Origin of the sequence: Thermaerobacter sp. FW80, from assembly GCF_004634385.1 — a bacterium.
Classification (GTDB): Bacteria; Bacillota; Sulfobacillia; order Thermaerobacterales; family Thermaerobacteraceae; genus Thermaerobacter; species Thermaerobacter composti.
On record NZ_CP037895.1, the window covers coordinates 1,464,105 to 1,484,526 of the forward strand.

15 protein-coding genes are annotated in these 20,422 nt (G+C 75.9%); 9 read left to right on the forward strand and 6 right to left on the reverse strand.

Annotated elements, in window-relative coordinates; genetic code table 11:
• Positions 1 to 629: 629 nt before the first annotated feature.
• The gene (locus E1B22_RS06225; protein ID WP_243123799.1) at positions 630 to 2,156 is read left to right on the forward strand and encodes an alanine--glyoxylate aminotransferase family protein; all 1,527 of its coding nucleotides are present in this window, start codon (positions 630 to 632) and stop codon (positions 2,154 to 2,156) included.
• On the forward strand, positions 2,153 to 3,997 hold the full coding sequence (gene serA / locus E1B22_RS06230; RefSeq protein ID WP_243123800.1) for a phosphoglycerate dehydrogenase: 1,845 nt from the start codon (positions 2,153 to 2,155) through the stop codon (positions 3,995 to 3,997). The genes E1B22_RS06225 and serA overlap by 4 nt, the downstream gene beginning before the upstream one ends.
• A gap of 356 nt (positions 3,998 to 4,353) precedes the next feature.
• On the opposite strand, the gene E1B22_RS13700 is transcribed toward serA, so the two are convergent.
• Complete coding sequence (locus tag E1B22_RS13700) at positions 4,354 to 4,482, reverse strand: hypothetical protein (RefSeq protein WP_256369301.1); 129 nt, start codon at positions 4,480 to 4,482, stop codon at positions 4,354 to 4,356.
• Between the two features lie 214 nt (positions 4,483 to 4,696).
• Here E1B22_RS13700 and E1B22_RS14075 point away from each other — a divergent pair, with 214 nt between their 5' ends.
• The gene (locus E1B22_RS14075) at positions 4,697 to 4,849 is read left to right on the forward strand and encodes a hypothetical protein (protein ID WP_207669930.1); all 153 of its coding nucleotides are present in this window, start codon (positions 4,697 to 4,699) and stop codon (positions 4,847 to 4,849) included.
• A 14-nt stretch (positions 4,850 to 4,863) separates the two neighbouring features.
• Here the strand turns inward: E1B22_RS14075 and E1B22_RS06240 are convergent, their stop codons facing one another.
• The 3 genes from E1B22_RS06240 to E1B22_RS06250 all read right to left on the reverse strand — a co-directional run bounded on the left by E1B22_RS06240 (position 4,864) and on the right by E1B22_RS06250 (position 8,751).
• On the reverse strand, positions 4,864 to 5,649 hold the full coding sequence (locus tag E1B22_RS06240; RefSeq protein ID WP_135224982.1) for an enoyl-CoA hydratase/isomerase family protein: 786 nt from the start codon (positions 5,647 to 5,649) through the stop codon (positions 4,864 to 4,866).
• Positions 5,650 to 6,031: 382 nt separating this feature from the next.
• Positions 6,032 to 7,135, reverse strand: a complete 1,104-nt coding sequence (locus tag E1B22_RS06245; RefSeq protein WP_135224983.1) for a peptidoglycan bridge formation glycyltransferase FemA/FemB family protein — start codon at positions 7,133 to 7,135, stop codon at positions 6,032 to 6,034.
• Positions 7,132 to 8,751, reverse strand: a complete 1,620-nt coding sequence (locus E1B22_RS06250; protein ID WP_243123801.1) for an alanine racemase — start codon at positions 8,749 to 8,751, stop codon at positions 7,132 to 7,134. Before E1B22_RS06250 ends, E1B22_RS06245 begins: the two co-directional genes overlap by 4 nt.
• 386 nt (positions 8,752 to 9,137) lie before the next feature.
• Here E1B22_RS06250 and E1B22_RS06255 point away from each other — a divergent pair, with 386 nt between their 5' ends.
• From E1B22_RS06255 to E1B22_RS06265, 3 genes are all read left to right on the forward strand, one after another.
• A complete protein-coding gene (locus E1B22_RS06255) occupies positions 9,138 to 10,739 on the forward strand; it encodes a carboxypeptidase M32 (protein WP_243123802.1) in 1,602 nt (533 codons plus the stop codon).
• Between the two features lie 226 nt (positions 10,740 to 10,965).
• Entirely contained in the window at positions 10,966 to 11,364 is a 399-nt protein-coding gene (locus tag E1B22_RS06260) for an MTH1187 family thiamine-binding protein (protein WP_135224984.1), read from the forward strand.
• A complete protein-coding gene (locus tag E1B22_RS06265) occupies positions 11,361 to 13,139 on the forward strand; it encodes an MDR family MFS transporter (RefSeq protein WP_135224985.1) in 1,779 nt (592 codons plus the stop codon). The genes E1B22_RS06260 and E1B22_RS06265 overlap by 4 nt, the downstream gene beginning before the upstream one ends.
• Before the next feature lie 495 nt (positions 13,140 to 13,634).
• Here the strand turns inward: E1B22_RS06265 and safA are convergent, their stop codons facing one another.
• Positions 13,635 to 14,894 carry a SafA/ExsA family spore coat assembly protein gene (gene safA / locus E1B22_RS12880; RefSeq protein WP_207669843.1) on the reverse strand — a complete coding sequence of 420 codons (1,260 nt, stop codon included), beginning with the start codon at positions 14,892 to 14,894 and terminating at the stop codon, positions 13,635 to 13,637.
• A gap of 1,062 nt (positions 14,895 to 15,956) precedes the next feature.
• On the opposite strand from safA, the gene pdxS reads away from it, so the two are divergent.
• Positions 15,957 to 17,006: a pyridoxal 5'-phosphate synthase lyase subunit PdxS gene (pdxS, locus tag E1B22_RS06275; RefSeq protein ID WP_371413453.1), complete on the forward strand. Its 1,050-nt coding sequence runs from the start codon at positions 15,957 to 15,959 to the stop codon at positions 17,004 to 17,006.
• Between the two features lie 17 nt (positions 17,007 to 17,023).
• Entirely contained in the window at positions 17,024 to 17,770 is a 747-nt protein-coding gene (gene pdxT, locus E1B22_RS06280; RefSeq protein WP_135224986.1) for a pyridoxal 5'-phosphate synthase glutaminase subunit PdxT, read from the forward strand.
• 105 nt (positions 17,771 to 17,875) lie between these two features.
• Here the strand turns inward: pdxT and E1B22_RS06285 are convergent, their stop codons facing one another.
• The gene (locus tag E1B22_RS06285; RefSeq protein WP_207669844.1) at positions 17,876 to 18,631 is read right to left on the reverse strand and encodes a biotin transporter BioY; all 756 of its coding nucleotides are present in this window, start codon (positions 18,629 to 18,631) and stop codon (positions 17,876 to 17,878) included.
• Between the two features lie 385 nt (positions 18,632 to 19,016).
• Here E1B22_RS06285 and argC point away from each other — a divergent pair, with 385 nt between their 5' ends.
• Positions 19,017 to 20,417: an N-acetyl-gamma-glutamyl-phosphate reductase gene (gene argC / locus E1B22_RS06290; protein WP_135224987.1), complete on the forward strand. Its 1,401-nt coding sequence runs from the start codon at positions 19,017 to 19,019 to the stop codon at positions 20,415 to 20,417.
• The last annotated feature ends 5 nt before the right edge of the window (positions 20,418 to 20,422 follow it).

The following is a 20,422-nucleotide window of genomic DNA, read 5'->3' on the forward strand; positions in this document are numbered from 1 at the left end:
CCGCCAGAGAGCCGGCGGACGGTGCGAGCCGGTGGGGCGGGCAGGGGAATCCACCCCGGAGGTGGCCCCGAGGGTCCGGCAGGGATCGGAAGGGGTCCGGCAGGCCGCCGTTAACGGCCGAGAGGGGGCCTCGCCACCGGGCGGGCGCCGGCCGGCAGCGAAGGGCATCCATCGGGCGGATGCCGGTCGCGAGCCGCCCGGTCCGATGCGCGCGAGGTCAAGCGGGGTGGCACCGCGGGTGAGAACCCGTCCCGGAAGGGACGGGTTCTCGTGTTTTCCTGCCCCGTTGCCGGCCCGTCGCCGCGGGCCGCGCGGGCCGGAACGTCCCTTCCGGGCCCCCTGGCCTGACGTGCCGGAGGCTCGGCTGCAAGGGGCTGTGCGGGCCAAGACGTCCCCTCCCGGGCCCCCCTTCGCGTGCGGTGGTCGGGGCGGGTCCGGGAGCGGCGCTCGGGATCGCGTCTCGAGGCGCGACCCGGCGTTCTGGGGCCTGCTGCGGGGGCGTAGTCCCCCCGGTCTCCCGCGCCCCGGGGTCCGACCCGGTACGCGGCGCGCGGCGTTGCCGGGGGATCGCGAGGGTGCTTCGACCGTCCGGGCACCGCTGCCCGGCTCGCCCAAAGGAGGGTGTCGCCATGCACCAGCCGCTGGAGAGGGTGGCCGGAGCCTTCTCCGCCCAGCCGGCCGCGGGACCGGCCGGCGAGACCGACGCCGAGCGGGTCGACAGGCGTCGTCGCGAGCCGGTTCGTCCGGCGAAGGTGTTCCTGTCGCCGGGACCCACCGCCGTCCCCGATGAGGTGCGGGCCGCCTGTGGCCGGCAGGTGGTCCTGCACCGCAGCCGCGAGTTCGACCGGGTCAGCGGCTTCGTGCTGGAGGGGCTGCGCCGGCTCTTCCGCACCGAGGGCCGGGTGGTGGTGTTCCCCTGCTCGGGCACGGGTGCCCTGGAGGCGGCGGTGGTCAACACCCTGTCGCCGGGGGACCGGGTGCTGGCGGTGGTGATGGGCCTGTTCGGCGACCGCTTCGCCGCCATCGCCGAGGCGTACGGGCTCGCTGTCGACCGCCTGGAAGTCCCGTGGGGGCAGGTCCCCACGGTGGAGCAGGTCGTGGCGCGTCTGCGGGGCGGCGCCCGGCCCTACCACGCCGTGTTGCTCACCCATTCGGAGACCTCCACCGGCGCCTTGCTGCCCCTGGACCGGCTGGTGCCGGCCATCCGCGAGGCGGCCCCGGAGACCCTGGTGCTGGTCGACATGGTGAGCTCCTTCGCCGCGGTGCCCGTGGCCATGGACGCGTGGGGCATCGACGTGGCGGTCACCGGCTCCCAGAAGGCGCTGATGACCCCGCCCGGCCTGGGCATCGTCGCCCTGGGGCCGCGGGCCCTGGAGGCGGTGGAACGGGCGCGCCTGCCCCGGTTCACCTGGGACCTGCGCCCGTACCTGGCCGGGGACGGGGACTTCCCCTACACGCCGGCCGTCACCCTGTGGTTCGGCCTGCAGGCAGCGCTGGAGCGCATCGCCGCGGAGGGGGAGGAGAACGTCTACCGCCGGCACCGGCTGCTCTCGGCCATGGTGCGGGCAGGGGTGCGGGCGCTGGGCCTGGAGCCCCTGGTCCGGGACGAGGACGCCTCGCCCACGGTCACGGCGGTGCTCCTCCCCGCCGGGATTCGGCCCGCCGAGGTGATCCGTCACCTGGAGGACGAACACGGCGTGGTGGTGGTCAGCGCCCAGGGCCGGCTCAAGGACCGGGCCTTCCGCATCGGCCACATGGGGGCGGTGAGCCCGGCCGACGTGCTGGCCGGCATGGCCGCCTTCGACGCGGTGCTGGCGCCCGCGCTGGCGGAGGCGGAGCCCCGGGACGCGGGCCCGGGCCGGCATCCGGGTGCCGCGGGGGCTCGTTCCGCTGCCGCCGGTCCAGGGGGCGCCGGAGAGGCGCGGGGCACGGCCGCGGCGGTGGGGGGCGCCCCGTCGGCAGCGCCGGCGCGGGCGGGCACCGGCAGCGCCTGGGCCGCGGCCCAGGCGGTGTGGGAGGCCTTCCGCCAGCAATCGTCGTCCGGCGCGGGGGACGCGGCCGCGTCGGCCGGTTCGTCCCCGGTCACGGCGTCCCGCCGGGGCCGCACGGGATCCGCCGCAGCCGCCGCGGGCGATGCCGGGGAGGTGGGCGCATGACGCGCAAGCCCCGGGTGGTGGTCGCCGACCCGCTCCCCCGGGACGGGCTGGCCTTGCTGGACGAACACTGCCAGGTGATCGACGCCGCCGGAGCCAGCACCGAGACCTTGCGGCGCGAACTGCTGCCCGAGGCCGACGCCCTGATCGTCCGCAGCCGGGTCAAGGTCACCGCCGACCTCATCGCTGCTGCGCCGCGGCTGCGGGTCATCGGCCGGGCCGGGGTGGGGGTCGACAACATCGACCTCGATGCCGCCACGGAGCGGGGCATCGTCGTGGTCAACGTGGCCGACGGCAACACCGTGGCCGTGGCCGAGCACGTGTTCGCCCTGCTCCTCGCCCTGGTGCGGCGGCTGCTCCCCGCCGCCGCGTCCCTGCGCGAGGGCCGCTGGGAGCGGTCCCGCTGGGTGGGAGAGGAGCTGCGCGGCAAGGTCATGGGGCTCGTCGGCTTCGGCCGCATCGGCCAGGAGGTGGCCCACCGGGCCCGCGCCTTCGGGATGGCGGTGCTGGCCTGCGACCCCTACGTGCCGGAGGGCCGCATCCGGGAGCTGGGCGCCGAGCCGGTGGACCTCGGGACGCTGCTGGCCCGGGCCGACGTGGTCAGCATCCACACGCCGCTGACCGACGCCACCCGCAACCTGATCGACGCGGCGGCGCTGGCCCGCATGCGTCCCGGCGCCTATCTCATCAACACCGCCCGGGGCGGGATCGTGGACGAACAAGCCCTCTACCAGGCGTTGGTCGAGGGCCGGCTGGCGGGGGCGGGGCTCGACGTCTTCGCCACGGAACCGCCGGGGGAGAGCCCGCTGCTGACCCTGCCCAATGTGGTGGCCACACCCCATCTGGGCGGGTCGACCCGGGAGGCCCAGGCGTACAACGCCCGGGCCATCGCCGAGCAGGTCCTACGGGCCCTGCGGGGACAGCCGGTGCGGGGGGCGGTCAACCTGCCGCGCCTGTCGGACAGCGACTGGCATGCGGCGGGGCCCCTGGCCCCCGTGGCCGAGCTGGTCGGCCTGATCTATCGCGAGGGGCTGGGCGGGCCACTGGAGGACCTGGAGCTGCGGGTGGCGGCCCGCGACCTCCCGTCGGAACGGGGGTTCGAGCTCCTGGCCGGGGCGGCCCTGAAGGGCTTGCTGGCCGGCGTGGTCGACGGGCCCGTCAACACGGTCAACGCCCCGGTCCTGGCCGCGCGGCGCGGTCTGTCCCTGCGCTGGCGCAGCGAGCGCCACCCGGACCTGCCCGTGCCGGTGGTCGAACTGGCCGGGGGGCGGGCGGTCCGCCGGGCGGTGGCGGGCAGCCTCACCCCCGAGGGCTTGCCGCGGCTGGTCCACCTGGACGGGCTGCCCCTGGACATGGTGCCGGCGGCGCGGCTGCTCATGACCCGGCACCACGATCGGCCCGGCATGATCGGCAAGGTGGGCAGCCTGCTCGGTGCCCGGGAGATCAACATCGCCGCCATGCAGGTGGCGCGCCGGCAGGTCCGGGGCGAGGCGATCATGGTCCTGGCCCTCGACGATCCGGTGCCCGCGGCGCTGCTGGACGAGATCCGCCGCCTGCCGGGGATGGGGGAGGCGCGGCTGGTGGAGATCCCGCCGGCCTTGCTCGCGCCCGTGCCGTCGCCGACGGTGGGTGGCGCAGCGGCCGCCGACGCGGGACGGCAGGGAAGCGGTCTTGGACGGGGACCGGGACGACTCGCCGGCGGCATCGGCCGGGAGGCGGGGACGCGGCCGGCGACGGGGTGGGACGAAGCCGGCGCCCCGCTCCGCGGGGACGAGGACGCCGGGGAGGGGCCCCCGCAGGCGCGGCCCGACCGTCCCGGCGCCGCGCGGGAGCGGGCCAGCTAGGCCGCTCCCCGCGGTTCGCTGGTTCCCGGGACGCCGTAGACGCGGCAGCTGCCGCCCGGGACCCGGGACGCCGCAGGCGCGGCAGCTGCCGACCGGGACCCGGGATGCTGCGGGCGCAGCCGCTGCCGCCCGGGTCCGGGGATGCCGGCGCAGCCGGCCGCTGCCTGGGATTGCCTGCTCGGTAGGTCGGGCCGCCGTCCGCGGATCCCCGGGTTGCAGTCGGCGCAGTCGCTGCCACGGCGACGAGGCGGGCCCGCGAAGGGGCCCGCCACCCGTTCGGTGACAGGGGGTCGGTCGGGCTCGGGCGGTGTACGCCCCGTCGGGCCGGCCCTCCCCCTCCCGTACCCAGGGCTCCGCTACCGGAACAGGGGGATCACGTAGTTGGCCAGGAAGTAGAGCACCGCCAGGAGCATGATGATCCAGGCCCCGTACTTGATGGCCGTGGCGCCGGCCCCGTTGCCGGCGCCCTGCCGTTCTCCGTCCACGGCGCGTCCCTCCCCGGGAGCCCGGCCCTGCGCGTCGGTTGCGTTTCCCGACGAAGGGCAGGATTCGTCGGGTGCCTTCGCCAAAAAGGATGGCGATCCAGGGCGAGCTTCACTCACCGGGGGCCTGGCGAAGCTCCGGGACCAGCTGGCAGGCACCCTCTCTGGCGGCGAACAGCAGATCTTCCGGTTCGTCCGGGAGATCGCCGCCCAGGGCGTGACGATCCTGCTGGTGGAGCAGAACGTGTACCACACCCTGCAGGTCGCCGACTACGCCTATGTCCTGGAGACCGGTCGGCTCGTGCTGGAAGGGCCGGCGCAGGCGCTGCGCGAGAACGAGCACGTGCGCCGGGCCTACCTGGGCGGCTGACCCTTGGGAACGGCTCAGCGACCCCGGAACACCGGCCGCCGCCGCTCGAGGAAGGACCGCATGCCCTCGCGGCGGTCGTCGGTGGGGACGCAGGCGGCGTAGAGTTCCAGTTCGCGGCGGCGGCCCTCCTCCCATCCCAGGGAACGGCTGGCGCGGACGGCCTGCTTGACTTGCCGCACGGCGATGGGGGCGTTGGCGGCGATCACGGCGGCCAGCTCGAGGGCGCGCGTCACCACGCGCTCCGGCTCGGTGACCTCGGTGACCAGCCCGATGCGCCGGGCGGTCTCGACGTCGATGATCTCGCCGGTCATGATCAGCCGGTTGGCCCACGCCTCGCCCACCACCCGCGGCAGGATCTGGGTGGCGCCACCGCCGGGCATGATGCCCCGGGTGACCTCCGGCAGCCCGAACCGCGCGTCGGCCGCCGCCACGATGAAGTCGCAATTCAGCGCGATCTCGAAGCCGCCCGCCAGGCAATAGCCCCGCACCGCCGCGATCACCGGCACGGGAGTCTCCGCCACCGCTCGGAACATGCGCTGGAAGACGTGGTGCTGGGCGAACCAGGCCTGTTCGTCCAGCGTGGCCCGCTCCTTCAGGTCGGCACCGGTGCAGAAGGCCCGCTCGCCGGCGCCGCAGAGCACCACCGCCCTGAGGTCGGTGCGCCGGTGCAGGTCCTCGAAGCAGGCGGCGAGCCCCTGCGCCATGGCGGTGTCGAAGGCGTTCATCCGCTCGGGCCGGTTGAGTCGCACCAGGGCCACGTCGCGCTGGGGCCACTCCAGCTGGACATGGGTGCCCTCCACGACGGTCCACCTCCATCCCACCCGGTCTGCCCAAGGCGGATCGGATCCCGGGGACCTGGCCCCGGCGGCGACCGGCCCGCGGGGCCGGTCGCCGCCCCTCCGGGGTCGAGGCGTCTGGATGAGGACGGGGCGAGACGGCTCCCGACGGAAGAGGAGTTCCATGGCCGGAAGGGCCGCCCCTGCCGGGCGGCCCGCCACTCCCGGCGCTGCGAAACCGCCCATCCGCGGCGCGTGCGACCGCGCGGGTCGCCACGCCCCGTCTCCCCGCAGGGGCGGTGCGCAGGGGCCGGGTTCGTCCCGTTCGCCGGTTCCGCCGGATCGGCCCGCTCGGACGTCGTCCTGCGCGGGCGTGGCGCCGCTCGTCGGCGCCGGGAGCGCCGGTCTACTCGGCGTCGGCCGGCGATGGGGCGGCGCGCCGGCGCCGCAGGAGCCGCAGCAGGCGGCGACGGGCCGCGAAGGCGCCGCGGAAGGCCCAGTAGCGCAGGGGCGCGAACACCCGCTCGAACTCGCCCACGTACTCGACCAGCTCGGCGCCGAAGCCCTTCTTGAAGCGATACAGCCCGTAGTGGGGATCGGCCGGGTCGAGGTTGCCGGACACGCCGCGGAAGTCGTAGATCCGGCATCCCTCGGCGATGGCCCAGCGGATCGCCGCCCACTGGGCCGCGTGGCTGGGCATCACCTTGCGGGCCGCGTAGTCGGTGCCACCGTAGAGGTACCAGACGACGTCGCCACAGCGGAACACCATGACCCCCGCCACCGGCCGACCCTGGTATTCCGCGAGGAAGACGCGCCCGTGGCCGGGCGCGATCAGATGGCGCCAGAGGGCCTCGTAGTAGGAGAAGGCCCGGATGGCGAAGCGCTGCCGGGCGGCGGTGAGCTGGAGCAGGCGGTAGAAGGCGGCCAGGTCCTGCTCGCTGGCGGCCGCCCGGGTGGTGACGCCGTGGCGCGCGGCGTAGCGGATGTTGTACCGCGTCTTCGCCTCGAAGCGGGCCAGGGTCTCCTCGGGGGTCGGGGCCAGCGGGAGGCGCATGACGAACCGCGGTTGCAGGCCCTCGAAGGCCGTGGCCTCCGTCCCGCGGCGAAAGCTCAGCCGGTCCAGCAGCGCGATGGCGTCCCGGTGCTGGACGGGGATGTCGGGGTCGATGCGCAACATCACCGCCCGGCGGCGCCGGGCCTCGTCCGCCGCCGCCGCGAGCAGCGCCTCCACCACGGCGCGGTGGCGATAGTCCACCGCCGGGCCCGTCGGCGCGTAGAACACCGCGCCCAGGCCGGGCAGGCGACGGCAGAGGACCGTCAGGGCGCCCCGGATGGCCGAGCCGTCGCGGGCGAGGAAGCGCAGGGGCTCCCACCCGGTGGTCCGCTTCACCTCGCCCCAGCCCCACAGCTGCATGAAGTGGGGCTTGCCGCAAGCGGCCACGGCGCGGTCGTAGGCCTCGCGGTCCGGCTCCCGGGCCGGCTCCACGTGCAGCGAGCGGGGCCGGTTCATCCCATCCTCTCCCTCTCCCAACCGTCGGGATCGCGGCCGCAACCCGGGAGGGCAGGCGGACCGAGGGCTGCGTCGGCCGGCGCCGCGGGGGTCGGGGACGATGCCGCCACCGCGGACGGCTGGGTCCCTCCGCTTCCGCCCCAGCCTCCCGGAGCCACGTCCAGCACCTGTCGTCCGGGCCATGCGACGGCCACCGGGCACCCGCCCCGCCGGTACACCACGGGCAGGTGGGCGGGCGCGGTCAACCGCCCGACCACCAGCTCCACCTCGCTGCCGGGCTGGAGGTCGAGCCCCGACGCGTCGACCAGGCAGTGGTTCATCATGAACTCGCCCCGCAGGGGCACCTCCCGCCCGTGCACGCGCAGCCGCGGTCCTGGCGGCAGGCCGGCCAGCCCCGCCAGCCGCCCGCGCCCCAGGGCGTCCAGCAGCCGCCGGCCCAGCACCAACAGGCGGTCGTGCCAGAATCGGGGCTCGCGCCCCGGGCGCAAGCCGTCGGCCAGGCCGACGGGCAGGACCGCCACCGGCGCGCCGCGGCGTGCCCAGGCGCCGCGGTACCCCGGAGCCAGCGCCCCGCAGGGGTGCACGGAGCGGACCCGCACCAGCAGCCGCGAGGGCCGACGGACGTCCAGGCCCGCCCGCCGCGCCGCCCGGGGGGCGTAACCGTAGAGCAGGTTGCCGACCCGTACCAGGTCGAGCTGGGCGTCGGGGGCCAGGACCAGCAGGTGGCTCTCGGCGCAGTGGACCACCGGCGGTCGCAAGCCCGCCCGCTCCAGCTCCTCCACGAGGCGCAGGAACCGCTCCAGCAGGCGCAGCGCCAGGCGCGGCCGCACGGCGGTGGGCAGGTGGGTGTAGAGCCCCTCGATCCGGACCCCGGGCAGGTCGCGGGCGGCCGCCAGCGCCGCCGCCACCTCGCCGGGGCGGAAGCCGCCCCGGCCGAAGCCCATGTCGACCTCGAGGTGGACGGGGCACACGGGGCAGGACCCGGTCCCCGGGCTCGCTCCCGGGGCATCGACGGTCGGCAGGCTCTCGACGGCCCGCGGACCCGCCGGCGCCGGCTCCACCGCCGCCCCCGGCCGCGGCGTGCCCGGCCCCTCGGCCCACGAGGCCGCCCCGACGGCGGCGTCCGGGATCGGCCGAGCCCTGGCGGCCGCACCGGCGGCATCCGGCCCCGGACCGACGTCCGCCGCCGCGCCCACCGCCTCCACCGCGCGTGCCAGGGCCCGAAGGGAGGCCATGTCGTGGACGGTGGCGGTCAGGCCCGCCTGCACCCAATGGGGGGCGAGGGCGCCCTCGACGGGTTGGAACACCAGGATCGGCCCGGGGATCCCGGCCCGTCGCAGGCGCAGGGCGCTCTCGAGGGTGTCGGTGCCAATCCCGTCGGCGCCGGCGGTCACCAGGGCACGGGCCGCCAGCTCCGCCCCCAGCCCGTAGGCGTCGCCCTTGACCACGGCCAGGATCCGGGTTCCCGGTCGGACGAACCGGCGCACCGCCGCCAGATTCGCCGCCAGGACGTCGAGGTCGACCTCGATGCGTGCCCGGGCGAGGGCGGCGACGAGTTCGGCGGGCCAGGAACCGGCCGTCCCGATGGCGGCGTCCGCTGCCCCACGGTGGTCCACGGTCGATGTCCTTTCCCCCAGAGCCCCTTGGGTTCCGTGACGCCCGCCCGGACGGCCGGCGCGGTGGGTTGGTCCCGTCCTCCAGCACCCCGCGTCGGCCGGGCCGTGCCCGGTCCCCGCGGATCGTCGCTGGGCACCTTCGCCGCCGCCTGGGGGCGCTCCTCTCCTCCGGTCACAGGCTGGCCGGCGCCGCCGCGCCCCATGCGCCTGGGCTGGCAGGCTTTGACGGGCTGGCCGCAGAACCGCAACATATCTAAGGAAAGCCCCCGGGGCGCCGGAAGGCAAGACCCCCTGGGCGCCGACGATGCGGCCGGCCAGGGGCCTTGGGCGTGGGCGGCCGGCGGGAGGCCTGCCGCGCCCCGGGGGTTGGGAAAGGAGACGGTCTCGTGGCCGACATCGACGCCAGTGCCGGAGCGGTGGCGGGGGAGGGGACACGGGTCGCCGGCGACCCGGGGAACGGGTCGCGCATCGTCCCGCCCGATGCCCCGCCGGCCTACCACCGCCTGCTGGAGCGGCTCGGACAGGTCAGCGACCTGCGCGCCACGACCTCCCTGCTCCATTGGGACGAGGAGGTCAACATGCCACCGGGCGGGGCGGCCGCCCGGGCCGAGCAGAAGGCCACCCTGAGCCGCCTGGCCCACCAGGCCTTCACCGCCCCCGAGGTGGGGGAGTGGCTCGACGAGCTGGCCCCGTGGGCGGCGCAGCTGGACCCCGAGAGCGACGCCGCGGCGCTGCTGCGCGTCACCCGCCGCGAGTACGACCGGTCCCGCCGCGTCCCGCCCGACCTGGTGGCCGAGCTGGCCCGGGCGTCGTCCCAGGGGTACCAGGCCTGGGTGGAGGCCCGCGCCCAGCGGCGCTTCGCACCCTTCGCCCCGGCGCTGGCCCGCCTGATCGAGCTCCGGCGGCAGATGGCCGATGCCCTGGGCTATGCGGAGGAGCGTTACGATGCGCTGCTCGAGGAGCACGAGCCCGGCATGCGCACCCGGCAGGTGCGGGAGCTCTTCGCCCGCCTGAAGGCGGGCCTGCTTCCCCTGGTCCAGGCCATCGCCGAGCGCCAGGACCGGGTGCGGGACGACTTCCTGCGCGGCGACTTCCCCGAGGCGGACCAGTGGGCGTTGACCCTGGAGGCGCTGCGGGCCATCGGCTTCGACTTCCGCCGCGGACGCCAGGACCGCTCCATCCACCCGTTCACCGCCGGTCTCTCGCCGGGCGACGTCCGGCTGACCACGCGGGTCGACCCGACCGTCTTCGGTCCGGCCCTGTTCAGCAGCCTGCACGAGGGGGGCCACGGCCTGTACGAACAGGGCCTCCCCACGGCCTGGCAACGGACGCCCCTGGCCGACGGCGCCTCGTCGGCGGTGCACGAGTCCCAGAGCCGCCTGTGGGAGAACGTGATCGGCCGGTCCCGGGAGTTCTGGATCTTCTTCTTCCCCAAGGTCCAGGCGCGGTTCCCGCACCAGCTGGCGGGGGTCGACGCGGAGGCGATGTACCGGGCGGTCAACCGCTCCCGCCCCTCGCTGATCCGGGTCGACGCCGACGAGGTGACCTACAACCTCCACATCATGCTGCGCTTCGAGCTGGAGCTGGCCCTGCTGGACGGGGACCTGCCCGTGGACGAGCTGCCCGCCGCCTGGCGGGAGAAGACCCGCGCCTACCTCGGCCTCGAGCCCGCCGACGACGGGGAGGGCGTGCTGCAGGACATCCACTGGTCCTGGGGCGGCTTCGGCTACTTCCCGAGCTACGCCCTGGGCAACCTGATCGCCCTGCAGCTCTGGGAGGCGGCCTTGCGGGACGAACCGGCCCTGCCCGAGCAGATCGCCCGGGGCGATCTGGGCGGCGTCTTGCGTTGGATGCGGGCGCACGTCCATCGCCACGGCGCCCGCTACGAGCCGCTGGAGCTGGTGCGGCGGGCCACGGGGAGCGAGCTCGGCGAGGAAGCCTTCCTGCGCTACGTGCGGCGGAAGTACGGGGAGCTCTACGGGCTGTGAACCGGTGCCGGTCGGGCGGCCGCAGGCCGCCGGCCGCGGGTGCCCGGCGGCCCGGCGGGGCCGCGCCGGGCGGTTCGTCGAACAGGGCGGCCTTGGTGGCCGCGGCGGTCGCCCGGGACGGCGGTGACGCCGCCGCATGGCGGCCCGCCCCGGGGCCGGGCGATGGGGGCGGGTACGGGTCGCGAGCGGCCGGGCGCGGAGGCGACCCGCTAGGGAGGTGGTGAGGGTGGCCATCGTCGCCGTCAGCATCGCCCCGGTGGGGGAGGGGGTAAGCGTCAGCCCGTGGGTGGCGCGGGCCCTCGAGGTGCTGGCCGCCCAGGACCGGGTTCGCTATCAGGTCGGACCCATGTTCACTACCCTGGAGGGCGATCTGGACGAGATCCTCGCCTTGATCCGCCAGATGCACGAGGCGATGTTCGCCGCCGGAGCCCAACGGGTGTCCACCGTGATCAAGATCGACGACCGCCGCGACCGTCCCCAGACCATGGAGGAGAAGGTGGCCGCCGTGGAACGGCAGCTGGCGGCCCGCGGGGGCTCGGGGGGCAGGGCGAGCGCGAAGGGCGGGGCCTCCGCCGGCCCGTCGGCGGGGGATGGCGACCGGTCGGCCGGAGGCCGGCGGTCATGAAGGGGCGGCGCCGCCATCCGGGCTGCGGGGCGGGTGCCGTCAGCCCCGCCGCGGCTCGTCCCGCGACCCGGGCGGGCCTGTCGGGTCCGGGTGCGGTGGCCGACCCGGCTGCCCCGGACGGCGACCGGAGCGGGGCCGCGGGCCCGGCGGGCCCGCGCGCCGGCGACCCCGCTGCTTCCGCCGCCCGTGGCGCCGGCTCGCCCCGAGGGAGCGAGCCGGCGGAGGGGCCCTCGAGGCGGCTGCTGGCGTCGGCGGTGGCCGGTTCGTCCCCCAAGGGATGGATCCTGGCCGCGTTGATGCTGGCCATGTTCATGGCCGCCATCGAGGGCACCATCGTCGCCACGGCGATCCCGTCCATCGTCGCCGACCTCGGCGGCTTCTCCCGCTTCAGCTGGGTGATCTCGGCCTTCATGCTGACGTCGGCGGCCTCGGTGCCGATCTACGGGAAGCTGGCCGATCTCTTCGGGCGGAAGCCGGTGTTCCTGGCGGGCGCCGGGCTGTTCCTGCTGGGATCGGCGCTATGCGGCACGGCGGCCACCATCGAGCAGCTGGTGGCCTTCCGCGCCCTCCAGGGACTCGGGGCCGGGGCCGTGCAGCCCATCACGATGACCATCGTCGGCGATCTGTACCGGCTCGAGGAGCGCGCCCGGGTGCAGGGGTACCTCTCCAGCGTCTGGGGCATCTCGGCGGTGGTCGGACCGGCGGCCGGCGGGCTGCTGGTGCAGTACGCCGGCTGGCCGTGGGTCTTCTACATCAACCTGCCCATCGGCCTGCTGGCCATGGCGGGCATCGCCCTGTTCCTCCACGAGCCGCCGCGCCACGGCCGGGTGTCCGTCGACCTGGCCGGCTCCCTCTGGATGGTGGTGGCGGTCAGCGCCCTCCTGGTGCAGCTGGTGGAGGGCGGCAGCGCCTGGCCGTGGCTTTCGGGGACCACGGCGGCGCTGCTCGCGGTCAGCCTGGCGGCGGGTTGGCTCTTCGTGCGGCAGGAGCGGCGGGCGCCGGACCCGCTGCTGCCGCTGGAGCTCTTGGGCCGGCCGGTCCTCCGCGCGGGCAACCTGGGCGGCCTGGTGGGCGGCGTCGTCTTGATCGGCCTCTCGTCCACGGTGCCCACCTTCGTCCAGGGCGTGCTGGGGCACGCGCCGGTGGTGGCCGGCTTTGCCGTGGCCACCCTCTCCATCGGGTGGCCGCTGGCCAGCTCGTTGTCGGGGCGGCTGATGCTGCGCTGGGGCTTCCGGGGCACCGCGACGGCCGGTGCGCTCTTCGGGGTCGCCGGGGTGGCGGTCCTGTTCCTGGCGGACGCCGGTGCGTCACCCTGGCAGGTGGCGGCGGGCTGCTTCCTGGTCGGCGTCAGCATGGGCCTGACCATGACGACGTACATCGTGTCGATCCAGGAGTCCGTGCCCCGCCACGAGCGGGGGGTGGCCACGGGGTCGCAGGCCTTCGCCCGCATGCTGGGCAGCGCCGTCGGGGCGGCGTTGCTGGGCGGGGTGATCAACGCCCGCCTCGAGGGGGCGCTGATGCAGGCCGGACATCCCGAGCTGGCGCGCCTGGGTGCCGACGCGGGCAACTGGCTGCTCGACGCGAGCCGCCGGGCGACCCTGGATCCGGCGGCCCTGGCGGCGCTGCGGCAGGCCCTGGCCGACGCGTTCCACGCGGCGATGGCCGTGGTGATGCTCCTGGCGCTGGGGGTGCTCCCCATCGTCCGCAGCCTGCCCCGGTCGGTGGAACCGGCCGGCGCCGCCCCGGTGGATGCCGGGGAAGCGGGAGGTGCGTAGGAGGGAGGGGGCGCCGGAGCATCCGGCCGACGGCATCGCCATGGCGCCGTGCGACCACCAAGGGGAGCGGCGCCGCCGGGGGCGGGGCACCTGGGTGCCCCGCCCCCGGCGGCGCCTTCGCCTGCTCGGCCTCCGGCGTGCCCTGGACAGCCCGTCCGGCCGCCCCTCCGCCCGCTCGGGTCGCCCTCAGGGCGACAGGCGATCCACCTCCCGGGGCCGCCGCTGCGACCGCGGAGCGGCCACCGCGGTGCGATCCACCTCCGCGAGCCGCCGCTGCGACCGCGGAGCGGCCACCGCGGTGCGATCCACCTCCCGGGGCCGCCACCGCGACCGCGGAGCGGCCACCGAGGCGGCGGAGGTGCCATCGAGGCCACGGCGCCGCCGTCGAGACCGCGGAGCCGGGTGGCGGGTTCGTCCGCGGCCCGCGTCGCCGGGAGGCGGGGCCGCCCCCGCCTTCGGATCCGGTTCGCCCATGCCGGCCGGGCCCCTCAAGGCCTAGCTGCAGCAGCCGGAGCCGCCCGCGCCGGCGAGATCGCCGGCCTTGCCCTTGCCGCCCACCCAGGGGCCGCCGGCGAACTGGGGCTGGCACTGGGCGAACAGCCCGATCAGCACGATCCGGTTGAGGCTGGGCGTCATCACGTCGGCGCTGATCTCGGCGGTCACGATCAGGTCGTTGAAGGGTGCCAGCTGCCGTCCCGCCGGAAGCGCCAGCGACCCCGCCCAGACCCGCGGCGTCAGCAGCGGGTTCGTCCGCACCAGGGGCACCTTGACCGTGCGGCCGTCGGGGGCCACGCCCCGCAACCAGGCGACGAAGGTGGCACCCCCGAAGGTGGACGGGGCCGGCAGGTCGATGGTGGCGATCAGGGTGTTGGCTCCCACCGCCGCCGACTGGAAGATCCGGGCCACGCCCCCCGCCTCGGGGCCCCGCGGCACGTTGGCGGTGCGGAACAGCAGCATGCAGCACTCCACCGTCGGCACCTGCGGCGCCGGGCCCCCCGTGGGGACGCAGATCAGCTGCCCCGGGACGATCAGGTTCGGGTCCGGGATCTGCGGGTTGGCGGCGATCAGCGCCTGCAGGGTGACGCCGAAGGCCTGGGCGATCAGGAACAGCGTGTCGCCCGGCGCCACCATGTACAGGACGCCGTTGGGGCAGGGCGGCGGGGGCGGGGGCGGCGCCGTCGGGATCGTCGGCACGCAGATCAGCTGTCCCGGCACCAGCACGTTGGGGTCGGGGATCTGCGGGTTGGCCTGGATCAGGGCCTGCAGCGTGACCCCGAAGCGCTGGGCGATGAAGAACAGCGTGTCGCCCGGCTGGACGCGGTAGATGAAGCCGCCGGGGCACGCGGGCGGCGGGGGCGGCACCACGACCCCGGTGGGCACGCAGATCCGCTGGCCGGGGAAGATCGTGTTGGGGTCGGGGATCTGCGGGTTGGCCTGGATCAGGGCCTGGAGCGAGACGCCGAAGCGCTGGGCGATCAGGAACAGGGTGTCCCCCGGCTGCACCGTGTAGATGAACCCGTTGGGACACGGCGGCGGGGGCGGCAGCTGGGGCTGATGGCCGGCGGCCGTCTCCGCCCCGGTGCCCTCCGCGGTGGCCGCCTGCTCGGCGGCGCCGCCGGGTTCGTCGGAACGGATCGCGCCGGACTCGTCGGCGCGGGCTCCGCCCGTGCCGGACCCGTAGGCGCGGGCTCCGTGGGGCTCCTCCTCCCGGGCGCCGGGCGTGGGGTCGACCACGGGCAGGTCGTCATGGACCATGGGTGTTCCACCTCCCACGGCGATCTATGACGGCGGGTGCGGCCCGGTCCCGGTGCGGGGTGAAGCTTGGGCGATCGTGCAGGCGAACGGGCGTCGATCCCGGCCGGGGGTGACGGCCACCCGAGGGGCGGCGCGCGACGGGGTCGGCCGGTCCCGGTCCCCGGGCATCGCCGCCGTGCGATGCGGTGGCATCCACCTTTGAACCCGTTGACACGCCGGCCCCACCGGGCGATCGTAAGAGGTAACGACCCAGGCATCGACACCGTGGTGTGCCGTTCCTTTGGGGCAGGGTGAGGCGCCGGGCGCAGCCGTGCGCCGGTGCCAATTCCCGACCGGCAGTGATGGGGCGGCTCCGAGGGGCGGAAGGCGGGTGCAGCCGCCTTCGTGCTGCAGCGGGCGGACCCGGGGTCCGGGGATCCGTGCGGGTCCTGGAGCCTGCGGTCCGCGACGGGGCCAGCCCACGAGCCTGCCAGCCTCGGCGGTCGATCCGGTGAGAATCCGGAGCCGACGGTATAGTCCGATCGGGCAGAGGCGGCGCACCCGGACGGTGAGGGCGCAGCGGGCCCCGGCGGCCTGCGGGGCGTGTGGTGATGGGTCGGCGGCCTGGGGCATCCGCCGGCGGCGGTGACGGTGCCACGGCCTGGACCGCCGCCGAGGGCGGGACCCGGGGCCGTCGGCTTGCCACGACCGGGATCGTCGCACCGGGTGGGACCCGGGGCCACGGGCTTCCGAGACCTCGGGACCCGGCCTCGCCGGTGAAGCCGCAGGAGCCGGCGGATCCGCGACGCGCCCCCTCCCGTCCGGCACGGCCCGGGACCGCAAGCCCGCGACGGCTTGGCGGTCCGGCCGCAGCCCTCTGCCCGGCGTCCATCCCGCCCGGGGTGGCGTCGGGCCTTTCGTTTCCCGTGGCAGGTCCGGGGCTCGCAGGCCCGGGGCGCGGGTGCTGCCGCCAGTCCGGCCCCGCTCGCCGCGGGGCCCGGTGGCGGCCCGGCGCAGCGAGCCGCCCAGGGCAGGGTCGGTGCACCGCGGGCGGTGCCGGTGGCGAGGTGGGAGGGGATGCCGGTGACGGTTCCACAGCACGTGCTGGACCAGCCTCCGGCAGGATCGGCCACCCCGTCCCCGGCAGGGGGCCGGGCGGAGGGAGGGGGCAGCACGGCCATCGCGACGCCCGGCGCGACCGTCGCGGCGGCCGGGTCGCCGGAGACCCGTGACGACCAGGACCGCCCCCGACCGCTCCAGGGGACGTGGCGCCTGAAGACCGGCCTCGCCCGAATGCTCAAGGGCGGGGTGATCATGGACGTCACAACCCCCGACGAGGCCCGCATCGCCGAAGAGGCCGGCGCCGTGGCGGTGATGGCCCTGGAGCGCGTGCCGGCGGACATCCGGGCGGCAGGCGGCGTCGCCCGGATGGCCGACCCGGAGCGAATCCGCGCCATCATGGAGGCGGTGACCATCCCCGTCATGGCCAAGTGCCGCATCGGGCACTTCGTCGAGGCGCAGATCCTCGAGGCGTTGGGCGTCGACTTCATCGACGAGAGCGAGGTGCTTACGCCCGCCGACGAGCGCTACCACATCGACAAGCACGCCTTCACGGTGCCCTTCGTCTGCGGCGCCCGCGACCTGGGCGAGGCGTTGCGCCGCATCGCCGAGGGCGCGGCGATGATCCGCACCAAGGGCGAGCCCGGCACGGGGGACGTGGCCGAGGCGGTGCGGCACATGCGGCGGATGAACGAGCAGATCCGCCGGGTCCGGGAGGCCGGCGACGAGGAGCTGGTCGCCCTGGCGCGGGAGCTGGGGGCGCCCTGCGAGCTCTTGCGCGAAGTGCGCCGGCTGGGGCGTCTGCCCGTGGTGAACTTCGCCGCCGGGGGCATCGCCACGCCGGCCGACGCGGCGCTGATGATGCAGCTCGGCGCCGACGGCGTCTTCGTCGGCTCGGGCATCTTCAAGTCCGCCAACCCCGCGGCCCGGGCCCGCGCCATCGTCGAAGCCGTGGCCCACTACGACGACCCGGCGTGGCTGGCGAAGGTCTCCGGCGGCCTGGGCGAGGCGATGCCGGGCATCGCCGCCCACACCCTGGGGGAAGGCCAGCGGATGCAGCAGCGGGGCGGGTGACGGGAGGTCGACGTCCGATGCACGGAGGCAGCCAGGCGTTCGTGGGCGATGCAGGGCGGGATCGCGGCCGTCCGACCGGGGGTCCGGCGGTCGGGTGGACGAACCGGCGGGAGGCCCCACGGGGCGGCGTCCACCGGACCGCCGGTGGCGCCGGCCCGGCGCCGGCCCGTGGGGGCGATGGCCGGCCGCGGGTGGGCGTGCTGGCCCTTCAGGGCGACGTGGAGGAGCACCGCACCGCGCTGACCCGGGCGGGGGCCGAGGTCCGGTCGGTGCGGACCCCCGGCGACCTGGAGGGGCTCGAGGGGCTCGTCCTCCCCGGCGGGGAGAGCACGGCCATCGGCCGCATGATGGAGCGGGCCGGTCTCTTGGAACCGCTGCGCGCGCGGGTCGCAGCCGGGACCCTAGCCCTTTTCGGCACCTGTGCCGGCATGATCCTGCTGGCCCGGGAGGTGCTGGGGGGTGCTCCCCCGCGGCTCGGGGTGCTGGACGTGACGGTGGAGCGCAACGCCTACGGCCGGCAGGTGGACAGCTTCGAGGTCGACCTGCCCGTCCCCGCCCTGGGCGAGGCGCCGGTGCGCGCGGTGTTCATCCGGGCGCCGGTGGTGCGGGCCGTGGGGCCAGGGGTCGAGGTGCTGGCTACCTGGCGCGGGCACCCGGTGCTGGTCCGGCAGGGACGTCACCTGGCCAGCGCCTTCCACCCGGAGCTGGTGGATGACCTTCGCCTGGTGCGCCACTTCCTGACCCTGGCCACCCGGGCCGGCTGACCGGCCCCCCGCCCCGCGGGCGGGGGGCGCCGCCCCTCGCGGGCTCCGAGGCCGCGGTCCACCGGTTCCCGCGGGTTCCGACCGGTTCCGGTTGCAGCCGGCCGCTCAGCGGACGGGGTTGGCGAGGGCGCGGCGCACCCGCGGTCCCAGGATCGCGGCGACCACGGCCTTGGCCACGTCACCCGGGATGAACGGCAGCACCGCCCCGACCCACACCTGCCTCCAGGCTGCCCCGGCGTGCAGGGCGAACCAGGGGGCGCCGACGGCATACACCAGGACGACCCCGCCCGCCAGGGCGGCGAGGAAGGCCCGGCCGAACCCCGGGACGCGGGTGCCGGGCGATCCGCCGTCCGCCAGCCATCCGACGAGCCACGCGGCCAGGGGATAGCTCAGCAGGTAGCCGCCGGTTGGCCCCATCACCGGGGCGAGGCCCGCCTGCCCGCCGGCGAACACCGGCACCCCGGCGATGCCCAGCAAGAGGTAGGTGAGCTGGGCGGCAAACCCCCAACGGGGCCCCAGGAGAAGCCCCGAGAGCATGACGCCCAGGGTCTGCCCGGTGATGGGCACGGGGGTGAAGGGCAGGGGGATGCGGAGGTAGGCCAACACGGCCGTCAGGGCCGCCAGCATGCCGGCCAGGACCAGCGGACGGGTAGGCGCCCCGCGGGTCGCCGCCCCTGGCTGCAGGGGAGGGGTGGTCGCCGCCGGTGCCGCGGCGGCGGTGCCGCCGACGGTCCCTTGGGCGTGGGCGGTGGCATGGACGGGATCGGGGCCGGCCGCGGGGAGGGTGGACGCATCGGATCCCCCGGTGCCGGTGGGGGTGCGCCTCGCGGCGCCCTTGGCGGGCTCGTGATCCCTGGTCATCGCGATCCCTCCCGGGATGGGTTCGGGATGCGTCGAAGCATCGCCCCGCCCCGCGGGCACCTGGCCTCGCCCGTGGGGAACCGGGCGGGTCGGCCCGGCGGGGCGACGGGACCAGCGTACCGCGGGCGACCGGCGTTCGTCAACAAAAACATGTGTTTGGTTAACAATTGAACCGGATGGGGCCCGCCTGGCCGATGGACGCGAGGCTTTGACGCCCTGCCGGGGGCTGTGGATCCCGCGATGTGTCGCGTTCGGACCTTCCGGGGGCGGAGAGGGGTCGAGGGGCGCGTCGCGCAGGATTGCATTAATATACAAACGGTCGTATACTCATACGCAAGTTGCATCCGACACAACGGACGGGTGCAGCCAACCCAAAGGACGGACGGTGACGGCAGCGGTGCGGGTGGCGGTCCTCGGTGCCAGTGGGTACGCGGGCGGCGAGCTGGTGCGGCTGTTGGTGCGGCACCCGCGGGTGGAGCTGGTGGCGGTGGCCGGTTCGTCCCGGGCCGGTGAGCCCATGGCGGCGGTGTTCCCCCACCTGCGGGGCATCGTCGACCTGGATCTGGCCGATGCGGCCAGTCCGGCCCTATGGGACGAGCTGGAGCCGGATCTCGTCTTCCTCGCCCTGCCCCACGGCCAGGCCGCCGAGCTCCTGGGCCGGGTGTTCCCGGCGGCGGCCGACCGCGGCGTGCGGGTGATCGACCTCAGCGGCGACCTGCGCCTGCCCGCCGACCTCTACGAGCCCTGGTACGGCCGGCCGGCCGCCGATCCCGCGTTGCAGGCCCAGGCGGTGTACGGGCTCAGCGAGCTCTTCGCCCCCCGCATCCGCGACGCCCGTCTGGTGGCCAACCCGGGCTGCTATGCCACCGCCGTGCTGCTGGCGCTGGCCCCCCTGGCGGCCGCCGGCGGCCTGGCGGGCGGCCAGGTGGTGATCGACGCCAAGAGCGGCGTCTCCGGGGCGGGGCGAGGTGCCTCGGCGGCCACCGCCTTCGCCGAGGTCAACGAGAACTTCTACCCCTACAAGGTCGGCCGCCACCAGCACACCCCGGAGGTCGAAAACGTGTTGGCGCAGCTGGCCGGCCGCCCGGTCACGGTGCTGCTCACCACCCACCTGCTGCCCGTGACGCGGGGGATCCTGGCCACCTGCTACGTCCGGCCGCCAGAGGGCTGGTGGCCGTCGCCACCGGCGGGGGATCGTCCGGCGGCGGCCGTCATGGCGGCGGATGCCGCCACGGCGGATGCCGTCGTCCCGGAGGCTGCCGCTTCGCCCGCGCGAGCGCGTCGGCCGGCGACCGCGGGCAGCCCGGGCGGGGGCGGGGAGCGTCAGCCCCAAGCGCCGACGGGCGGGAGCCGGGGCGCAGCCGGCGTTGCCAGCCGGCGTTCGACCGCTGCGGTGGCCACCGACCCCAAGCAGCGGCAGCCGACCCCTGGTCCGGGTCCTGAGCCGGTCCCGGGTGCGGGCGCCGTCCCGCGCCCGCGGCCGGCGGCTCCGGCAACGGCGGCGGACCTGGCGGCGGCTCTCCACGACCTCTACCGCGGCTTCTACGGCGGACGCCCCTTCGTCCGCGTGCTGCCGCCGGGGCAGGTCCCCGCCATCAAGAACGTCCAGGGGTCCAACTTCTGCGACCTCGGCGTGCACTACGACCCGCGCAGCGGGTGGATCACGGTCTTCGCCGCCATCGACAACCTGGTCAAGGGCGCGGCGGGGCAGGCGGTCCAGAACCTCAACCTGATGGCGGGTTGGGATGAGACCACCGGCCTCGACCTGGTGCCCTTGTTCCCCTGAGTCGA